At 43.5% G+C, this 17,966-nt stretch carries 15 protein-coding genes; 2 read left to right on the plus strand and 13 right to left on the minus strand.

The features are described from left to right. From AAGC65_RS18560 to AAGC65_RS18615, 12 genes are all read right to left on the minus strand, one after another. Positions 1-593: Gfo/Idh/MocA family oxidoreductase (locus AAGC65_RS18560; RefSeq protein ID WP_343113959.1), on the minus strand; the 593-nt coding region annotated here is incomplete at its 3' end. Positions 594-827: 234 nt separating this feature from the next. Then, on the minus strand, positions 828-1,412 hold the full coding sequence (locus AAGC65_RS18565) for a DUF4142 domain-containing protein (RefSeq protein ID WP_343113960.1): 585 nt from the start codon (positions 1,410-1,412) through the stop codon (positions 828-830). Positions 1,413-1,567: 155 nt separating this feature from the next. After that, complete coding sequence (locus AAGC65_RS18570; RefSeq protein ID WP_343113961.1) at positions 1,568-2,824, minus strand: aminotransferase class I/II-fold pyridoxal phosphate-dependent enzyme; 1,257 nt, start codon at positions 2,822-2,824, stop codon at positions 1,568-1,570. 287 nt (positions 2,825-3,111) lie between these two features. Continuing rightward, the gene (locus AAGC65_RS18575; RefSeq protein WP_343113962.1) at positions 3,112-3,846 is read right to left on the minus strand and encodes an acyl-CoA desaturase; all 735 of its coding nucleotides are present in this window, start codon (positions 3,844-3,846) and stop codon (positions 3,112-3,114) included. 167 nt (positions 3,847-4,013) lie between these two features. Continuing rightward, entirely contained in the window at positions 4,014-5,024 is a 1,011-nt protein-coding gene (locus tag AAGC65_RS18580) for an LLM class flavin-dependent oxidoreductase (RefSeq protein ID WP_343113963.1), read from the minus strand. Between the two features lie 126 nt (positions 5,025-5,150). Continuing rightward, positions 5,151-5,612: a MaoC family dehydratase gene (locus tag AAGC65_RS18585; RefSeq protein ID WP_343113964.1), complete on the minus strand. Its 462-nt coding sequence runs from the start codon at positions 5,610-5,612 to the stop codon at positions 5,151-5,153. A gap of 68 nt (positions 5,613-5,680) precedes the next feature. Continuing rightward, complete coding sequence (locus tag AAGC65_RS18590; RefSeq protein ID WP_343113965.1) at positions 5,681-7,297, minus strand: ATP-dependent DNA ligase; 1,617 nt, start codon at positions 7,295-7,297, stop codon at positions 5,681-5,683. After that, complete coding sequence (locus tag AAGC65_RS18595) at positions 7,294-8,424, minus strand: ligase-associated DNA damage response exonuclease (RefSeq protein ID WP_343113966.1); 1,131 nt, start codon at positions 8,422-8,424, stop codon at positions 7,294-7,296. The genes AAGC65_RS18590 and AAGC65_RS18595 overlap by 4 nt, the downstream gene beginning before the upstream one ends. Positions 8,425-8,982: 558 nt before the next feature. Beyond that, positions 8,983-11,115, minus strand: coding sequence for a carboxy terminal-processing peptidase (locus AAGC65_RS18600; RefSeq protein WP_343113967.1), 2,133 nt, complete (start codon positions 11,113-11,115; stop codon positions 8,983-8,985). Positions 11,116-11,300: 185 nt separating this feature from the next. Beyond that, positions 11,301-11,924: a tetratricopeptide repeat protein gene (locus tag AAGC65_RS18605; RefSeq protein WP_343113968.1), complete on the minus strand. Its 624-nt coding sequence runs from the start codon at positions 11,922-11,924 to the stop codon at positions 11,301-11,303. A gap of 148 nt (positions 11,925-12,072) precedes the next feature. Next, positions 12,073-12,915 (minus strand): isoaspartyl peptidase/L-asparaginase, encoded by an 843-nt coding sequence (locus AAGC65_RS18610; RefSeq protein WP_343113969.1) that lies wholly within the window; start codon positions 12,913-12,915, stop codon positions 12,073-12,075. Between the two features lie 149 nt (positions 12,916-13,064). Beyond that, positions 13,065-13,985, minus strand: a complete 921-nt coding sequence (locus AAGC65_RS18615) for a cyanophycinase (protein WP_343113970.1) — start codon at positions 13,983-13,985, stop codon at positions 13,065-13,067. A 256-nt stretch (positions 13,986-14,241) separates the two neighbouring features. Here AAGC65_RS18615 and cphA point away from each other — a divergent pair, with 256 nt between their 5' ends. After that, the gene (gene cphA / locus AAGC65_RS18620; RefSeq protein ID WP_343113971.1) at positions 14,242-16,869 is read left to right on the plus strand and encodes a cyanophycin synthetase; all 2,628 of its coding nucleotides are present in this window, start codon (positions 14,242-14,244) and stop codon (positions 16,867-16,869) included. A gap of 178 nt (positions 16,870-17,047) precedes the next feature. On the opposite strand, the gene AAGC65_RS18625 is transcribed toward cphA, so the two are convergent. After that, entirely contained in the window at positions 17,048-17,695 is a 648-nt protein-coding gene (locus tag AAGC65_RS18625) for a DNA-3-methyladenine glycosylase (protein ID WP_343113972.1), read from the minus strand. Positions 17,696-17,760: 65 nt separating this feature from the next. On the opposite strand from AAGC65_RS18625, the gene AAGC65_RS18630 reads away from it, so the two are divergent. Next, positions 17,761-17,966, plus strand: a 206-nt coding sequence (locus AAGC65_RS18630; RefSeq protein ID WP_343113973.1) for a hypothetical protein, incomplete at its 3' end; no start/stop codon positions are given.

Raw genomic sequence — 17,966 nt, forward strand, 5'->3', positions numbered from 1 at the left:
CCGGGCCTGTGCGATGCTGTAGTTTTAACATAGCTAAGCGGCTTGCCAAATAAGTAAATGGCATTATCAACCAAATGCGCGCCAAGATCATAAGTAAGTCCGTTACCCGGCGTTTCTTTAGTTTCTTTAAATACTTTTGGCCCTATCGGCATCCGGTACCTGTCGAGCCTGAAATGCACCTCGATCAGCTCGCCCAGTCTGCCGCTTTCAACAACTTCTTTTACAGATATGAAGCCGCTATCGTACCGGCGGTTCTGGTAGATCATCACTTTCAGGTTAAGCTTTCTGCCCAGATCAAACAAGGCTTTTACCTCGGCAGAAGTTACCGCCGCGGGTTTTTCAATAAGCACATGTTTACCCGCATTGAGCGCCTGTACCGCATAATCAAAATGGGTATTATTAGGTGTATTTACGATGATGAGCTCAATCTCGCTGTCGTTCAGCAATTCATCAATGGAGTTATAGCTAATGACATCCGGATATTTTTTCCCGGCCTTTTTTTCATGGCGTTCAACCACAGCCTTAAATGTAAAGCCTGGGTTAGTAGTTAAAAACGGTGCATGAAATATCCTGCCCGACATTCCGTAGGCCATAAGGCCCGTAATTATAGGTTTTGACGACATAAAATTTAGCTCTTTTTACCTCATGGCCACCGGCCTCTGAAGCTATTTTTGTTTTAATATTTGGTAATGATGAACAAAGTGGCCGCGCAGATTTCGGCCCGGTCTAAAATATCGTTTTATGCGGGCTAATACAATAGCAATAACAAAGAAAAAGGGAGATGCATGCATCTCCCTTTTTCTTTGTTAAACCGGAACAATAAAATATTATTTCATACCTTTTTTAATGGCTTCAATTTCGGCCAGGTGACCTTTTATAGTTGGCAGCGTGTTGGTTGCAAAGGCTTTTAGCTCGGCATCCTTGCAGTTTTTTGCCGCGTCTTCAAACAAGGATATGGTTTTCTTATGCCCGTCAACCATAGCATCTACATAAGCTTTATCAAAGTCGCTGGTTGATTTTTTAGACAGATCGGCCAATTCTTTTTGTTTGTCTTCGCTTGGCGCGGCCGGTAAGGTAATGTTTTTAGCCTTGGCTATGGCCATCAGCTCGTCGTTAGCTTTGCTATGGTCTTTTACCATCATGGCGGCAAAATCTTTAACTTTTTGGTTAACCGCTTTTTGTTCGGCAACTTTAGCTACAGCAACTTCGGCCATACCGCCGTTGGCAGCATCAGTGGCAAACTTAGCGTCGCCGGCATCAACCGCTATACCAGTAGCTCCGGTTGTGGTAGTGTCTTTAACGGCATTAGTGCTATCAGCACTTTCTTTACTGTCGGTTTTAGCCGCGTTATTACAGGCCTGAAACATCAGTGCCGATAACGCGATCATCATCATTAAGCTTAACTTTTTCATAGTGAGTGTTTATATTGTTTTTATAAGAAACAAATTTTACTTCAATAAGTTTCACTTTCTTATTTGTATAATAAACTCACTACATTTTCCCATAAAATAAAAGGCCGGCTATGTTAAACATAACCGGCCTTTTACAAAAAGTATAAAAATGATAATTATTTAAGCTTAGATAATGCTTCCCTAACCCGCGGTATCAGTTGTTGTATTTCCTGTAAAGTACTTGCACCTACCGATGCACGGAACCAGTTTACATCATCGCCGGTACCAAATGCCGAGAAAGGCACCAGGGCAACACCGGCCTCCCTGATCAGGTAAAAGTTAATATCGGCAGAGTCTTTTAACACAGTTCCATCCGGAGTGGTTTTGCCAGAGTAATCTATTTTAAGGGTCAGGTAAATAGCACCCATAGGTACAATGGAATCTACCTTAAAGCCCTCAGCTTTTAACAATTGGAAACCCTCATGCAGGGCAGTTAAACTGCTTTGTATCCTGCTTTTAAATTCGGTCATGTAGGTATCAACCGCGGCATCATCTAATATAAAGCTGGCCATCGCCATTTGTTCGGCCTTTGGCGACCATGCACCCATGTGGCCCACAATAGCCTTCATATTATCAATAATATTTGCCGGGCCAAAACCCCAGCCTACCCTTACACCTGTTGATGCGAAACATTTAGAGGCGCCATCAATAAATATGGTGTAATCTTTAAGTTCAGGGCGTAGGGTAACCGGATCATAATGTTTAAAATCGCCAAAAGTCAATTGCGAGTAGATCTGATCGTACAATAAGTACAATGGCTTTTCGCCTGCCTTGCGGGTTTTATTTTCGGCAATAACCAGGTCACAGATTTCTTCCAGGTCTTTTTTACCAAACATGGTGCCTGTTGGGTTGAGCGGCGAACACAAAGCCAGCAATGCTGCTCCCTTTAAGTGCGGGCGTATCTCATCTGCGGTAGGCATAAAGTTGTTTTCGGCCCTGGTTTGTATCATTACCGGTTCTGCACCTAAAAGGTCGGAGTAGTGATTGTTATTCCATGAAGGTGCCGGGAAAACTACTTTTTCGCCGGGGTTTACCACTGCTAAAAAGGTAGAATATATCAAGGGGCGAGAGCCGCCTGATATTAATATCTGATTTGATGAATAATCAAGATTAAAGCTTTTCTTTAAAAACTTAGATACGCTTTCTCTCAGGGTCAGCACACCATCTGCAGGTGGGTAGTTGGTATGATTTTGATTGTAGGCTGCAATAATACCAGCCTTTAACTCTTCGGGGATAGCATAAATACTGGAATCAAAATCGCCAATGGTTAAGTTGGCTATATTTTGCCCCTGTCTTTTCAGTTCATTAACCTCGCCGGCTATTTTAATAATTTCAGATCCGCTCAAATTCTGAGCTAATACAGAGATACTCATGGTAGTATATTTTATGAGCGGCAAATATAAGGTAAATGGATAAAAGACTGTTAGACTTTTGGACTATAGGACTTTGGGATGATTTTTTTAGACTATGGGACTGAAGGACTTTGGGGGACTATAAGACGAGAGGACTTTGGAACTACAAGACTATAGGATTGAGAGACACCTAAAAAACAAAAGCGAACCCTGTTAAGAGCTCGCTTTTAAATATTTTAAAAAGTCCTCTGTCTATTATCCTTAAGTCCAAAGTCCTCCGGTCCAAAAGTCCCGTAGTCCAAAAAGTATTACAAATACGCTTTACGCAATTTGATGATGCGCATCCAGTGCATCAGTTTCATAATGGGATAAACCGGATCGATCTCAAACCATTTGGCGCCAAAGTTGGCCCGGTTAGGGTGTTTGTGGTGATTGTTTTGAAATAATTCGCCCAGCATTAAAAAGTCAAACGGAGTAGTATTTTTTGATTTATCACCATTATCAAAATTGGAATAGCCATATTTATGACCGCACCAGTTAACAATAGCACCATGTATTGGGCCCATTAAAAAATGGATAGGGATAAGCAGGTACATCCACCATTGTGTAGCGAAAACCACATAAAAAGCAATATACAATATACCAAATGATATACGTGATACCATTGACGAACCTATATAATCAACCGTACGCCATTCAGGAATATTACCTTTAAAGCGCTCTTCCGGTTCTTTTAATTTTTTAACATGAAGGCTATAGCTTTTAGCGGTATAGATCATCATCTGAAAAACATCCTTAAAAAAGTGCGGCGAATGCGGATCTTTTTCCGTGTCGCTATAAGCATGATGCTCACGGTGCATAATGGCATAAGCCCTAGGGTTCAGGAACGATGAGCCCTGACATATGTAGGTAAGCAGGTAAAATAACCCCTCATAAAACTTATTGGTAGTGAACATTTTGTGTGAGGCATACCTGTGCAGAAAGAACGTTTGAAAAAATAGCGACAAAAACCAGTGCGCTACAAAGAATATGATAATTACCACTGAATTGAATAAATTAGAATATGAATGTGTTATTTATAATCTTTCCAAAGATACGATTAAAACCCATATAAAGTTTTCTTTACCTTTAGAAAGCGCAGTTATTTAACGCAAAAAAAGCTATTCTGTGTTAAACAACAGCTTTTTTTTGAAAGTATTTTTCGACTCAGTTATAGCTCAAATTGCTGGGCCAGCAGTTTATATGATGCTAACCTGTCATTAAAATCTTCGGTAATGGTTACCGCCATGATCTCATCTACATCATAATCATCGGCCAGCCAGGTCAGTTTCAATTTAATTTGCAATGGGGTACCGGTAATCAGGCGGTAACGGTTTTGACGAATCCGCTCCAGATCTGCCGGAGTATAAATCTCATCTTTAACATCCTGATAGCTTAAAGGTATGATGGGCCCTCCTTTTTCAAACTGCAAAAAGCGGTGATCCATCACGGCCTGGTGCTGCTTTATTTTTTCTTCATCTTCTGAACAAAATACAAATACAGCCACATTGGCCTGGGGCTGCGCCAGATCATCAGAAGGCATAAAACGTTCGCGGTAAAGCTTCACATTCAACGGACCGCCGACCGGGTTTATAAAATGTGCGAAAGAGAAACCCATACCGAAATGAGCGGCAAATAAGCCGCTTTGACCGCTTGAGCTCAGCAGCCATTTGTCGGGCACGGTTTTCACTTGCGGTATAGCCCTTATTCTGGAGTGTATGGTGCCAGGCTCATAGGTATCATGAAAATAATTATTCAGGTCGGTAAGCTGCTCTACAAAATCATCTTCCCTGAACTGGTTTGACGGGTTTAATACCGAAGCCGTGATACGGTCGGTACCCGGAGCACGGCCCATGCCCAGGTCAATACGGCCGGGAAACAATGCTTCGAGCATCCGGAAGTTCTCAGCTACCTTTAAGGTACTATGATTAGGCATCATGATGCCACCCGAGCCAATACGCATACGCTGGGTTTGCCCCGCCAGATGAGCAATCAGCACCTCGGGTGTTGAGCCGGCCAGGGTGCGGGTATTATGATGCTCTGATACCCAATAACGTGTATAACCCAGCTGGTCGGTATATTTTGCCAGTTCAACGGTTTCCTGTACAGCCTGCTCGGCTGTTGCTCCCTTCCTTATCGGCGATTGGTCAAGGATGCTTAACCTGATCTTTTTTGTGCTCATATACAGTATAAACACAAAGGTAATGATAGGCTTCTGACCGGGGTTTACAGCCGATGCTTTATGGCATTGGGATTATATTGTCGGCCATGTTTTGTGGTATACAAAGCAATGAAATGAGCTTTTGTATTACCCTATAAAGTGATACAGAAAAACCACATCACCGGCAAAGGCTGGTTTCTTTTGGCCTTCAATTTCAAGTTCAATGGTCATGGTGGCTTTAGTTACCCCACGCAAATTAACCAGGTTTGATAACTTGGCTTTCAACCTCACTTTATCGTTAACTAACACCGGTTGTGCAAAACGGAGACTTTCGATACCGTAGTTAATTTCCATTTTCAGGTTACGGATATCAGCTATTTGTTTCCACAGATAGGGTATCAGTGATAGTGTTAAATAACCGTGAGCTATGGTTGTTTTAAAAGGACTTTCGGTTTTGGCTTTTTCGGCATCGGTGTGTATCCACTGGTGGTCAAGCGTGGCATCGGCAAATTTATTGATCTGCTCCTGGGTTATGGTATGCCATTCAGATACACCTAACTCCTTACCTAATTGCGCCTCAAACTCGTTATAGTTATTTATAATGATCATCTGCTATTCTGTTTATTGCTTTTGGCCGGCAAAGTAATAAATTAATTTTTGAACTCATGTTAAGTTTATCATTCGCCCAGCAATGCTTTCAGGCTCTCCAGGGTATCTGCTTCCTCCTTTGGTTTATCATGCCGCCAGCGTAATATACGCGGAAAACGCAGCGCTATACCTGATTTATGCCGGGTAGATCTATTAATGCCCTCAAAGCCTATTTCAAAAACCAGCTCAGGTTTTACCGTGCGTACAGGGCCAAATTTTTCTATGGTATTGCGTTTAATAAAATAATCAACCTTGTTTATTTCCGCATCTGTTAAGCCCGAGTAAGCTTTAGCAAAAGGCACTAGCTTATCGCCATCCCAAACGGCAAAGGTGTAATCAGTATATAAGTCGGCCCGGCGACCGTGACCTTTTTGCGCATAGATCATCACCGCGTCAACCGATAGCGGATCTATTTTCCATTTCCACCAATCACCCCGGCGGCGGCCCACCTGGTAGGTCGCGCTCTTACGCTTCAGCATAATACCTTCAGCAATCATAGCGCGCGACTGTTCCCTGATGCTTCCCAATTCATCCCAGGTATTAAATGATATTAATGCCGATATCCGGAACACCTCCGGGTATGGCGTAGCAACCTGCAATTGTTCCAGCAACAGCCGCCTTTCTGATTGGGTTTTGTAGCGGATATCTTCCCCTTCAAACTCCAAACAGTCATAAGCAATCAGCGCTACGGGGCTTTCTTCCAATATCTTTTTACTCAAATTTTTACGGCCAATGCGCGTTTGTAATACATTAAAAGGCATGGGCAAGCCGTTTTGAAAGCTGAGTATCTCGCCGTCAATCACCGTGCCATCAGGCAGGGCATTTAAGAATGGGTGCAGCTCGGGAAATTTTTCGGTTGCCAGGTCTTCGCCCCTGCTCCAGATAAATATTTCGCCGCCGCGTTTAATGAGTTGGGCACGTATGCCATCCCATTTCCACTCGGCTTGCCAGTCGGCGGCATCGCCTAAGGCTGCGCCAACCTCTTCGGGTGTTTTTTGTTTTTCGGATGTTTCCTGAATCGGATAAGCCAGAAAAAACGGATATGGCCTTGATATATTTTCGGAAGCATCCTGCTCCTCTATCAGTTGCGCGTATTGGTAAGTTTCAGGCATCCAGCTACCCATCACACGATGGGTCAATACCGCGGGTTCCAAGCCCGATATATCGGCCAGTGCCTTGATCACCAGATTTTGTGATACCCCTACCCTAAAACTGCCGGTAAGCAGTTTGTTAAATACAAAGCGCTCCTGGCTATCCAGCATGGCCCATGACTCCTGCAGCCAAAGCTTTTTCTCAGTTTCGGTTTTATCATTCAGGTTATTGATCTCTTCTATCCATTCGGTAAGCGTTTTACTGCTGCTATTGGGGCTTTCGGGCATAAGCAGTGCCATAGTTTCGGCCAGATCGCCTACCACATGATAGCTTTCCTCAAAAAGCCATGCAGGAATATTTGAAGCTTCAACGGCCCAGTTACGCACCAGGGTTGAGTTGATCTGCCGCTTTGGCCGTCTGCCGGTAAACAGGGCCAGCATGTGCATTTTATCGGTATCGGGCACCGACGTAAAATAATCTTTAAGCACTTTAACCTTCTCGTTGGTTTTGTTAGTTTCATCAAGGGACAGAAAGAGTTGGGCGAAAGCTTTCATATAGCAGACCCTCCAGCCTCACCTAAATCCTCTCCAAAGGAGAGGACTTTATCTGCATTTTTATCCTTGTCCGCTACCTTATCAAAAGTATCCCCTTCTGGGGGAGATTTAGAGGGGGCTTCTGGTGAGGCGTCCTCCTCTTCTCCCCCATATAGCGTATGCACCTCATGCGCGTCGAAACCTATTTCGTTCAGATATCTTGAAAAAGTGGCCGTATAACCATGCGTAAGGTAAACGCTTTCGCAGCCGGTGGCGTCAATGGCACTGATAAGGCCATTCCAGTCGGCATGGTCAGATAGTACAAAGCCGCGGTCAGCAGCACGGCGGCGCTTGGCCCCACGAATAGCCATCCAGCCTGAACAGTAACCAAAACTATAGGGTTGAAACTTGCGCATCCAGGGTGTACCTACCGATGATGGTGGGGCCAGGATAATACCTTTTCTTACTTCGTCCTTTACAGAATCCTGGGTAATTCTTTCTGTTGGGTTCAGCAACACTCCATTACGACGCAAAGCCTCATTCGTGTTCTCAATAACCCCATGCGTATATACTTTGCCGTTGAACAGATCAAGGTTTTGCAGTATGCGCTGCGATTTTCCCAGAGAGTAGCCTACCAGTACCGTGGCCACGCCATTGTGCAGGTTGGTGCGCCACCAGTTATTTACGTCCTCAAATATTTGCACCTGTGGTTTCCAGGTATAAACCGGCATACCAAAAGTACATTCAGAGATAAAGTGATGGCACCGTACCGGCTCAAATGGTGTGGATATGCCATCATCCTCCACCTTATAATCACCGGATACTACCCAAACTTCGCCCTGATATTCAACCCTGATCTGTGCCGAACCAATTACATGGCCCGCCGGGTACAGGGAAATAGCTACGCCATTTTTCATTACGGTTTCACCATACTCTACCGTTTGCAATTGAATTTCGCCCAGGCGGTAAAGCAGTATTTCTTTTGATAGATGATGCGCCAGGTAGTGTTTGTGCCCCCAATATGCATGATCGGCATGGGCATGGGTAATTACGGCATCATCAACCGGTTTCCATGGGTCAATATAAAATTTGCCCCGGGCACAGTAAATTCCCCTATCGGTAAATTCAAGTAACGGTTTTTTAGCCATATATTATTTAAACCTCTGAAAGGCAAATTGGTTTGCCCCCCGCCCCCTAAAGGGGGAGTTAACAAAAACGTCGCAAAAGCCCCCTCTAAATCTCCCCCAAAAGGGGAGACTTTAAACCTTTGATAAAGCCCTCTTTGGAGAAGGTAATAGCCCATGAATTGACAGTTTCATCAAATCAGGCTGTTTATCGACTCACCCCGACATCGCTACGCTTGTCGATCCTCTCTTCAGCTTCGCTGGAAAGAGGGTAAGAAATTTTTTCTTACCCTCTTTATCCTTTTTTCCTTTGCCCTCTTTCCGCCGCAGGCGTAGAGAGGGCGGTCCAGCGAAGCGTAGACCGGGTGAGTCACTTGTAAACCATGCGAATCAAAGGTTATGCCTATTTATGGGCTACTACTCTTTGGAGAGGGTTGGGTGAGGCATTTCATTCTTCATATCACAATGGCGCGCTTATATGCTATTGGTAAAATAATAATTAAACAAAAATGCCGGCTCTAAGAGCTGGCATTAAAAATACGCTAATCAAAAGCTTCCTCTTTAGGGGGCTGGGGGCTTTGCTTACGGTTTTACACTTGTAAGCTTTGGCTCCAGGCTAATGTAATCGGTCATGATTTGACCTGCTTCGCGTTTTACAAAGTCAAGGTCTTCGTTTTTAGGTTTGGCTTGTCCTTTTTTAAGGGCCGGTAAACCTAAAGCTACACGGCGCAAGTTATTTCTTTCCAACGATTGTTTCTCGTCGTTATCACGCTGTTTTTTCAGATCGGCTTCATTCAACGATACGCTGTCTTCAGCATCGTGTTTTTTGAAATCGGCTATATCCTGCAACATGTATTTATAGCTGTCGCTGGTGGCCATACGTTGGTCGTGCAGTTTTTTAAGCTGTGGTAAAACACCTGTAAAATCGCCTGTTTTTGTATAATCTGTTTTAGCGATGATATCAAAAGGCATAGCCGATGGCTCAGTATCCTCACCATATTTATCCAACGGAATTAATGATGGGAACGAAATATCAGGCATTACTCCTTTGTGCTGGGTGGAGTTACCACTAATGCGGTAAAACTTAGCTATGGTTAGGTTCAATTGCCCGTAAGTGTTTTGACTGCCGGTTGATACTTTTTTATTACCGCCACCTGCAAGCTGGTTAATTTTATCGCGCAGTGGTGAGCCCAATACACGGTCAAGATCAATAGCGCTTTGAACAGATCCCTTACCATAGGTTTGTGTACCCATGATCAGCCCGCGGCCGTAATCCTGAATAGCTCCTGAGAAAATTTCAGAGGCCGAAGCACTGAAGCGGTCAACCAAAATACCCAGTGGACCAGAGTAAGCCACTGCCGGATCATCGTCCTTATCTTCTTCTATCTGATCTTTAGTATCACGAACCTGTACTACCGGGCCGGTTTTTATAAACAAGCCGGTCAACTCAATAGCTTCCATTAACGAACCACCACCGTTTTCACGCAGGTCGATCACCACTCCGTCAACGTTTTCACGTTTCAGGGTATCCAGAATCAGCTTAACATCATGCGTGGTGCTTTTGTAGTTCGGGTTACCTGCCTTGTAGTCATTAAAGTCGATATAAAACGCCGGGATGGCTATAACACCTATTTTAACTGTTTTACCATTACTGTTATAAGTACGGATCTCTTTTTTGGCTGATTGGTCTTTCAGGATGATCTTTTCACGTACCATTTCTACCACTTTCGGTTTGCTACCGGCATTGGCTCCGGCAGGTAATATTTCCAGTCTTACAGTAGTGCCTTTTGTACCACGTATAATGGCAATAGCATTTTCAATACGCCAGCCTACTACGTTTTGGAACTCGCCGGTTTTACCCTGAGCAACACCAACTATACGATCATCGATATTGATCTGGTGGCTTTTATCGGCCGGGCCGCCCGCTACCACGGTCTTAATGGTCACATACTCATTTTCAGATTGCAGTGATGCACCAATACCCTCTACCTGGCGCGACATCTCGATGTTGAAATTTGCCGCGTTTGATGGGTTAAAGTAATTGGTGTGCGGATCTATGGCTTCTGTAAAAGAGTCCATAAAGTATTGAAAAACATCCTGATTGGATAGTTTGTTGGCTTGTGAAACTAAATTCTGGTAACGCTTTTTCAGTGTCTCCTTGTTTTTAGCCATATCACTATTGGCCAGTTTCAGGTTAAGCAGATCGTATTTTACACGCTGGGTCCACATGGCATCCATTTCTGCCTGGGTAGCCGGCCAGGGCAACTTATCGCGATCGTAAACAAATGTTTCTTTTTTATTAAAATCAAAGTTTTTATTAAGCTGGGCCAGCGAGTAGTTTACGTGCTCCAGGTATCTTTTTTGAAAAACGTTAAATATGTAAAAAGCATCGTTCAGATTACCGCTTTTCAAATCATCATCTAAAACGGTTTTATATTTTTCAAAGCTTTTGATATCTGATGCTAAAAAATAGCTATGATTTTCATCAAGAGCCTTAATATAACGATCAAAAATAATTGCTGAAACAGAATCGTTCAGATCAACTTTTTTGTAATTGTAGTTTGATATTAATGATGCTACCTGTTTACAAACAACACTTTGTTGCTCATCGGGCTGCAGATCGGTTGAACCGGGAACTTTTACAGGTTTTGACGGCGATGCTTTACAAGCAAGTGCGGCAGCCAGCACCAATACTAAATATACTTTCTTAAACATATCTTTTACTGTTGTTAAATCGGGATTTATGTAAAACATCAATACTGTTCCTAAATATCTGAATCGTTAATGTAAATAAAAAGAGACAGTTGATGCTGTCTCTTAATTACAATAACAATAATACGATAATGTTTTGCTTGTAGTATATAACCATTAGCATTTTACGCTAATGTTACATAAAAAAGTTATTTAATGGCCGGTTGAGGGTCTGTATCAGTGGTTTCCGCATAGCGGATCTCTGTTTTCAGCTTTACTTTGTTTTCATCCAGGTAGCGCATTTGCCTGTCAACAGCCGCTACATCCATACTCAAACCGAGCGAATTGGCTATTGCCCGGGCCTCAATAAGGTCTTGCTTGGCTTGCGGGAAGTCGCCATAGCCGGTTTTTACCGCCGCCAGGTTGATCAGGTTGGTAATGGTATGCCTTTTATCATTTTGCTGACGCGATATCTGTAAGCTTTGCAACAGGTACCATTTAGCTTCGGAAAGGCGGTTTTGTTTCAGATACATCTGCGCCAGATCGCTAAAGTTATAGCTGGCCGAATTATAAACCCTGAAACGCATATTATGCTGTGCAGTTTTTATTGTTGAGGCCTCCATGAGCAAAAGCGCATAAGGCGTACGCTCAATGGTAGCGTTAGTGATCCTGGTTTTTGAAATTTGGGCAACGGGTAGTTTTTTGATGGAGTTATCATTCAACGTAGCAATTTGCGGAAAACGCTCATGCTTTCTGAATGGATTGTACTTATACCACTGTGCCGACACAGAAAGGCTAAGCGAACATAAGATTACAAGTAAAATAAATCTCATTTAATAATGTTAAATGGGCTTAAATAAATTAATCAGTAAACAAATATAATAATATATTGCAGCTAAACAATACCTTACACAAGGTTATTACATAGCCAGCCACTTTAACGAAGCTACCCAGCCTAATGTTATAATTAAATATTTTAATTTATTCAAAAACCTCCATTTCGCCATCATGAAGGGCCCAAACCATATATGGGTGCGTATCGGCGTAGTAAATATGACCGTCGGCTGATATTCCGATGGCTCCTGCAAAGCCATTAAAGGGCTTTAATTCATCCAGCGTTTTATCGGTAGCCTTTGCTATCGTTAATCCATCGGTAATGCGGGTAACAATTCTTGATGCTACTGAGCCGCTTACAATATCCTCACCAACCCCGGTACATGAAACAGCAGCAAACTTGTTGGCGTAATTACCCGCCGTAGTAGCCGAATCACTTACACGCCCTGGTATTTCAAAACCTTTGCCTCCGGTTGAAGTAGCCGCTGCCAGGTCGCCATAAATATCAAGTGCCACACAACCAACCGTACCCAACCTGATAGAATCACTCAGTTTCTGCTCATACTCATGGCGGCGCTGCGGTGTTTCGGGATTGTAATAAGCAACACCATTATTGGTGGCAAAATCACGGGCTCCCTGTCCGCTTAAAACACGGTCGTCATAAGCCATCAGCTTTTCTGCTATGCAAATGGGATTTTTTACATCCTCAATGTTAATTACTCCCGAAAATCGTTGTGTTTTACCATCCATCAATGAAGCGCTTAATCTGATCTTGCCGTCGCTTTGTATCTGTGATCCGGTTCCAGCGTTAAACAGTTCGCAGTCTTCCAGCATGCGTACTGCATATACCACTGTTTCTAAAGCGTTATGCGTTTGCAAATATTTATAGCCTGCCTGTACTATTTCTGCTAAAGCCTGTTGTTTGGCTTGTTTTATCTCCTGGTTGGTTTGCGATTCGCTGAAGAAACCGCCGTGTATAATGATCTTCATTTTGAACTGAGTTAGGTTGATCCAAAAATGCGTTTCCGTGATGTTATTCGTTTCCAGCCGGCATAGCGTATTTACAGGCTGACGCTATACCCAAGAAACCCTGATATGAATTCAGGATAACATCTATTTTAAACAATGGTTTCGATTTATTATTGCAGTAAATTATTATCTGGAGCGTGAATAAATACGCCCTCCTCTACTTTAGTTGTTTTTTTAATGATTAATCGGTGCTGTGCCAAATCGTATGAGTCAAATATCGACATGACATGCACTTTCAGGCTATCAATAGAAACCGGCGAACCTATTTCCACATCATAAATATTGGTTGCTACGATATTGTGCCCATCTACCAATATGATCAGCCCTGAACCTATTGCTTCCATCATACTGCCTTCGGTGATAAGCAGACCACTATCCTCGCCCAAACCAATACCTAATATGCCCGGGTTAGTGGCTACGGCATACATTAAACGGCCAATGCGCCCGCGTTGTACAAAATGGGTATCCACAATTACCGAATCGATAAAACCAAGGCCGGCGGTAATCTGCACCTCGCCTTTAATAAGGGCTTCATTACTTTGCCCGCGATAGATCATGTGGGTCGACGCTGCAGCCGCCCCTGCCGATGTGCCCGCTATGACAAAATTCTCGTCGTGGTAACGCTGTTTCAATATCTGTAAAAACTCAGTGCCACCAAAAATAGCGGTAAGTCTTAACTGATCTCCGCCGCTAAACATCACCACATCAGCCTTGCGTATACGGTCAAGATAAGCTTCATTAGCAGCATCCTCACGGCTTTTAATGTGCAGTACGTTTACGTTGGTTACATTTAACTGGCCAAAAGACTTGATATACTCATCGCCCACCAGTTCCGGAATTTGCGATGCAGTGGTTATTACCTCAATCAGCGAACCTTCATGTTTAGCCGATTCCGTAATGATGCGTTTTAAAATGCCCTGTTCAAAAAATTTAATATAATCGGGTTGTCTGATGTGCTCCTGGATGGTAACATTACTTCCCATATCCACCGCGCCGCCTATAATTATTAGTTTTCCTTTCGGGACATTCATAATTTCTCAATTTAGTTAACTGAGTTGGATTAAGTTAACCGGATTACACTAAATTTAATATCACCGTAATATATTAGTCACCCGCTAAATTCACTTTCGCACTTAATTAACCAGCTCTATAATACAAATTAAGATAAAAACTGGCATAAACGCAGACTATTATGAACATTTAATGCCTTTTTCCCATTAAAAAGTATATTTATACGATTAAATTTTTAGTTTTAAGAACAAAGCCGGTTTAAATTTTACCCAACTTATGAAGATTGAGAATATACAGGTGCTGCGCGGACCAAACATTTGGAGCATCCGGCGCAAAAAATTAATACAAATGCGGCTTGACCTGCAAGAGATGGAGCAGCGGCCCACTAACCTGATTGAAGGGTTTTATGAAAGGCTTGAAAAATTACTCCCCGGCATGTACAACCATCGCTGCTCCCCCGGTGTACCCGGAGGCTTTTTTCAGCGGGTAATTGCCGGAACCTGGATGGGACACGTTATTGAACATATAGCGCTTGAGATTCAAACACTGGCGGGTATGGAAGCAGGCTTTGGTCGCACCCGCGAAACCAAAACCCCGGGCGTATATAATGTAGTATTTGCCTACCTGGAAGAAAAGGTTGGTATTTTTGCGGCCGAAGCAGCGGTGAATATCGCGCTTGCGCTGATAAATGATGAAGAATACGACCTGGAAGCTGACATCCAAAAAATGCGTGAGATACGCGAAAACACCCGTTTAGGGCCAAGCACAGGATCTATCGTAGAAGAGGCTATTTCCCGTGATATCCCCTGGATCAGGCTTAATAACCAATCGCTGGTACAGTTGGGCTACGGCAAAAACCAGGTACGTTTTCGTGCTACCATGACCGAAAAAACCAGCAGCATTGCTGTGGATATTGCCAGTAATAAGGATGAAACCAAACGTATGCTACAGGAGCAGGCCATCCCCGTTGCCAAAGGCATCACCATTTCATCTGTTGAGGGTGTGGCCGAAGCTATACGTAAAATAGGCTTCCCGCTGGTATTTAAACCGCTGAATGGCAACCACGGCCGTGGCATATCTATCAATATACAAACAGAGGCCGATGCTATTGCAGCCTATGAGCATGCCGCTAAAATATCGACTAAGGTTATTGTTGAGCAATTTATTACCGGGTATGATTTCCGCGTATTGGTAATAGACAACAAAATGGTGGCTGCCGCCCTGCGCGATCCGGCGCACGTTATTGGTGATGGCGAACTAACCATACAGGAACTTATTGATAAAGAAAACACTGACCCGCGCCGTGGCTACGGTCACGAAAACGTGCTTACCCTGATAGGTATTGACCGCGATACGCTTGACCTGTTGGAAAAGAAAGGCTATACGCTGGAAACCATACCGGCTAAAGACGAAAAGGTTTTTGTAAAATCAACCGCCAACCTGAGCACAGGTGGTACTTCTGTTGATGTTACCGACCATGTACACCCGCAAAATATTTTTATTTGCGAGCGGATATCCAAAATTATCGGTCTGGATATATGCGGTATTGATATCATGGCCAAAAACCTTACCGAACCGCTTACCGAAAATGGCGGCGTGGTACTGGAAGTGAACGCGGCTCCCGGCTTCAGGATGCATATTGCGCCAAGCGAAGGCCTGCCGCGCAACGTTGCCGGCCATGTACTGGATATGCTTTACCCTACCGGTAAATCGGCACGGATACCTATTATTGCCGTAACTGGTACCAATGGTAAAACCACTACTACCCGCTTAATTGCGCATATTGTAAAAAACAATGGCCACCGGGTGGGTTTCACCACATCAGACGGTATTTACGTGCAAAATAACATGATGCTCAAGGGCGATACTACCGGCCCGGTGAGCAGCGAATTTATATTGAAAGACCCTACTGTTGATTTTGCCGTACTGGAAACCGCCCGCGGTGGTATCCTGCGCTCGGGCTTGGGTTTCGGTTCTTGTGATATTGGTGTAATTACCAACATTCAGGAAGATCATTTGGGACTGGCCGATATCCACTCGCTTGATGATCTGGCACGGGTAAAAAGCGTGGTGCTTAACTCGGTTAAAAAAGATGGCTGGGGTGTTTTAAATGCCGATAGTGAGCATAGTGTGCGCATAGGCAGTAAGGCCGATTGCAACATTGCCTATTTTAGCATTAATGAAAATAATCCCATCATTAAATCTCATTGTCGTAAGGGAGGTATAGCCGCCATTTGCGAAAACGGCTTCATCACCATACAAAAAGGCGATTGGAAGATACGTGTACAGCGTACCATCCTCATTCCCCTAACTTTTGGCGGCACCGTGCCTTTTATGATCGAAAATGTTTTGGCAGCTACCCTTGCCGCGTTTTTATGGGGCTTTAAAACAGAGGATATCAAAACATCCTTAGAAACCTTTATTCCATCAGCCGCGCAAACACCTGGTCGTATGAACATTTTTGAGTTCAGGGATTTCCGTTTTATGATTGATTTTGCACACAACCCTGATGGTTATAACGGCATTAAAGAATTTTTAAGTCATATTGATTCACCATTTAAAATTGGCATCATAGCGGGTACCGGCGACAGGCGCGATGATGATATTCGTGAACTGGGTAAAATTTCGGCTGAGATGTTTGATTATATCATCCTTCGGCAGGAAAAACACCTGCGCGGCCGCACCGCCGAAAACATTATCGGGCTGCTTAAAGAGGGCATATATTCAGTTGATGCCAATAAGCAGCTGGAAATTGTTCCGAAAGAGGTTGACGCTATTAAACATGCCATGAGCCTGGCCAAACCCGGCACTTTCATTACCGCCCTAAGCGACGTGATTGACAACGCCATTGAAACCGTACAAAACTACCAGGAACAGGAGCGCAACGGCTTATTTAACGTATAGGCGAAGCCCCCCAGTCCCCTAAAGGGGGAGCTTTTGATTAGCATATGTATGTTTAATTTAAAGCCTTGTCATCCTGAGCGATAGCGAATAATCTATGCTACATCTTGCTTAAATAGCTTGGCGTTAAATAGATTCTTCACTATCGTTCAGAATGACATTTTTATTTATAAAAACATTTTTAAAAAGTCCTCTCCTTTGGAGAGGATTTAGGTGAGGCCAAATAATAATGCCATAACAGCATGCTGGCTATAGTACGGTAAGGCGACCACTGCTCTGCCACGACTATCACTTCCTCCCTCGTTGCTTCTTTAGGCAGGCCCTTTACCCTTTTCAGGGCGTTCACCGCTGCCAGATCTCCTACCGGGAAAATATCGGGATGCCTTAATACAAACATCAGGTATACATCGGCCGTCCAATTGCCAATGCCTTTGAGGGCGGTTAGTTTAGTGCGCACCACATCATCAGGTAATTGCTCCAGTTCTTGCAGATTGATCTGTCCGCTGATGATGGCCTCGGCCAGGTACTTTATATAAGTAGTTTTTTGACGGCTGCAATAGCATGCTTTAAACTCCTCGTCGGTAAGCAGCAGCACCCTTTCCGGGGTAATTTCTTGTATATACTCCTTCAATTTATTCAATGCCGACAACGCCGATGCCAGCGATACCTGCTGCTCTAAAATAATATGCACCAGTGTTTCAAACGTGTTTGGCCTTGACCATAGTGGCGGATAACCATGAACCCTGATAACATTAGCCAGATCAGCATCTGTCGAGGCTAATTCATTACAGATAGTATGATAATTGGATTGGTTAAACTGTTTAAGCATAGGGTTGTTAACTGGCTGTATGATTTTGGAAAAATAATAATTATTTTAGCATTAAATTCAACAATATGGACTTACAGGCCGAAAAACTCGATCTTCTACAAACCATAATGAATACCAATGATGAGGGATTGATCATGGATGTAAAAGCATTTTTATTGAACAGAAAAGCCGATTGGTTCGATGAACTAAATGATGTGCAGCAAAAAGACGTTTTAGTGGGTTTGGCTCAGGCTGACCGAGGTGAGACTGTCGCTCATGCAGATGTAGTTAA

Source organism: Mucilaginibacter sp. (assembly GCF_039207105.1).
Lineage (GTDB): Bacteria > Bacteroidota > Bacteroidia > Sphingobacteriales > Sphingobacteriaceae > Mucilaginibacter.

Excerpts from the sequence above, each read along its gene's own strand:
- AAGC65_RS18565 (WP_343113960.1), bottom strand. The coding sequence starts at position 1,412 with ATGAAAAAGTTAAGCTTAATGATGATGATCGCGTTATCGGCACTGATG.
- AAGC65_RS18570 (WP_343113961.1), bottom strand. The coding sequence starts at position 2,824 with ATGAGTATCTCTGTATTAGCTCAGAATTTGAGCGGATCTGAAATTATT.
- AAGC65_RS18580 (WP_343113963.1), bottom strand. The coding sequence starts at position 5,024 with ATGAGCACAAAAAAGATCAGGTTAAGCATCCTTGACCAATCGCCGATA.
- AAGC65_RS18585 (WP_343113964.1), bottom strand. The coding sequence starts at position 5,612 with ATGATCATTATAAATAACTATAACGAGTTTGAGGCGCAATTAGGTAAG.
- AAGC65_RS18590 (WP_343113965.1), bottom strand. The coding sequence starts at position 7,297 with ATGAAAGCTTTCGCCCAACTCTTTCTGTCCCTTGATGAAACTAACAAA.
- AAGC65_RS18595 (WP_343113966.1), bottom strand. The coding sequence starts at position 8,424 with ATGGCTAAAAAACCGTTACTTGAATTTACCGATAGGGGAATTTACTGT.
- AAGC65_RS18600 (WP_343113967.1), bottom strand. The coding sequence starts at position 11,115 with ATGTTTAAGAAAGTATATTTAGTATTGGTGCTGGCTGCCGCACTTGCT.
- AAGC65_RS18605 (WP_343113968.1), bottom strand. The coding sequence starts at position 11,924 with ATGAGATTTATTTTACTTGTAATCTTATGTTCGCTTAGCCTTTCTGTG.
- AAGC65_RS18610 (WP_343113969.1), bottom strand. The coding sequence starts at position 12,915 with ATGAAGATCATTATACACGGCGGTTTCTTCAGCGAATCGCAAACCAAC.
- AAGC65_RS18615 (WP_343113970.1), bottom strand. The coding sequence starts at position 13,985 with ATGAATGTCCCGAAAGGAAAACTAATAATTATAGGCGGCGCGGTGGAT.
- cphA (WP_343113971.1), top strand. The coding sequence starts at position 14,242 with ATGAAGATTGAGAATATACAGGTGCTGCGCGGACCAAACATTTGGAGC.
- AAGC65_RS18625 (WP_343113972.1), bottom strand. The coding sequence starts at position 17,695 with ATGCTTAAACAGTTTAACCAATCCAATTATCATACTATCTGTAATGAA.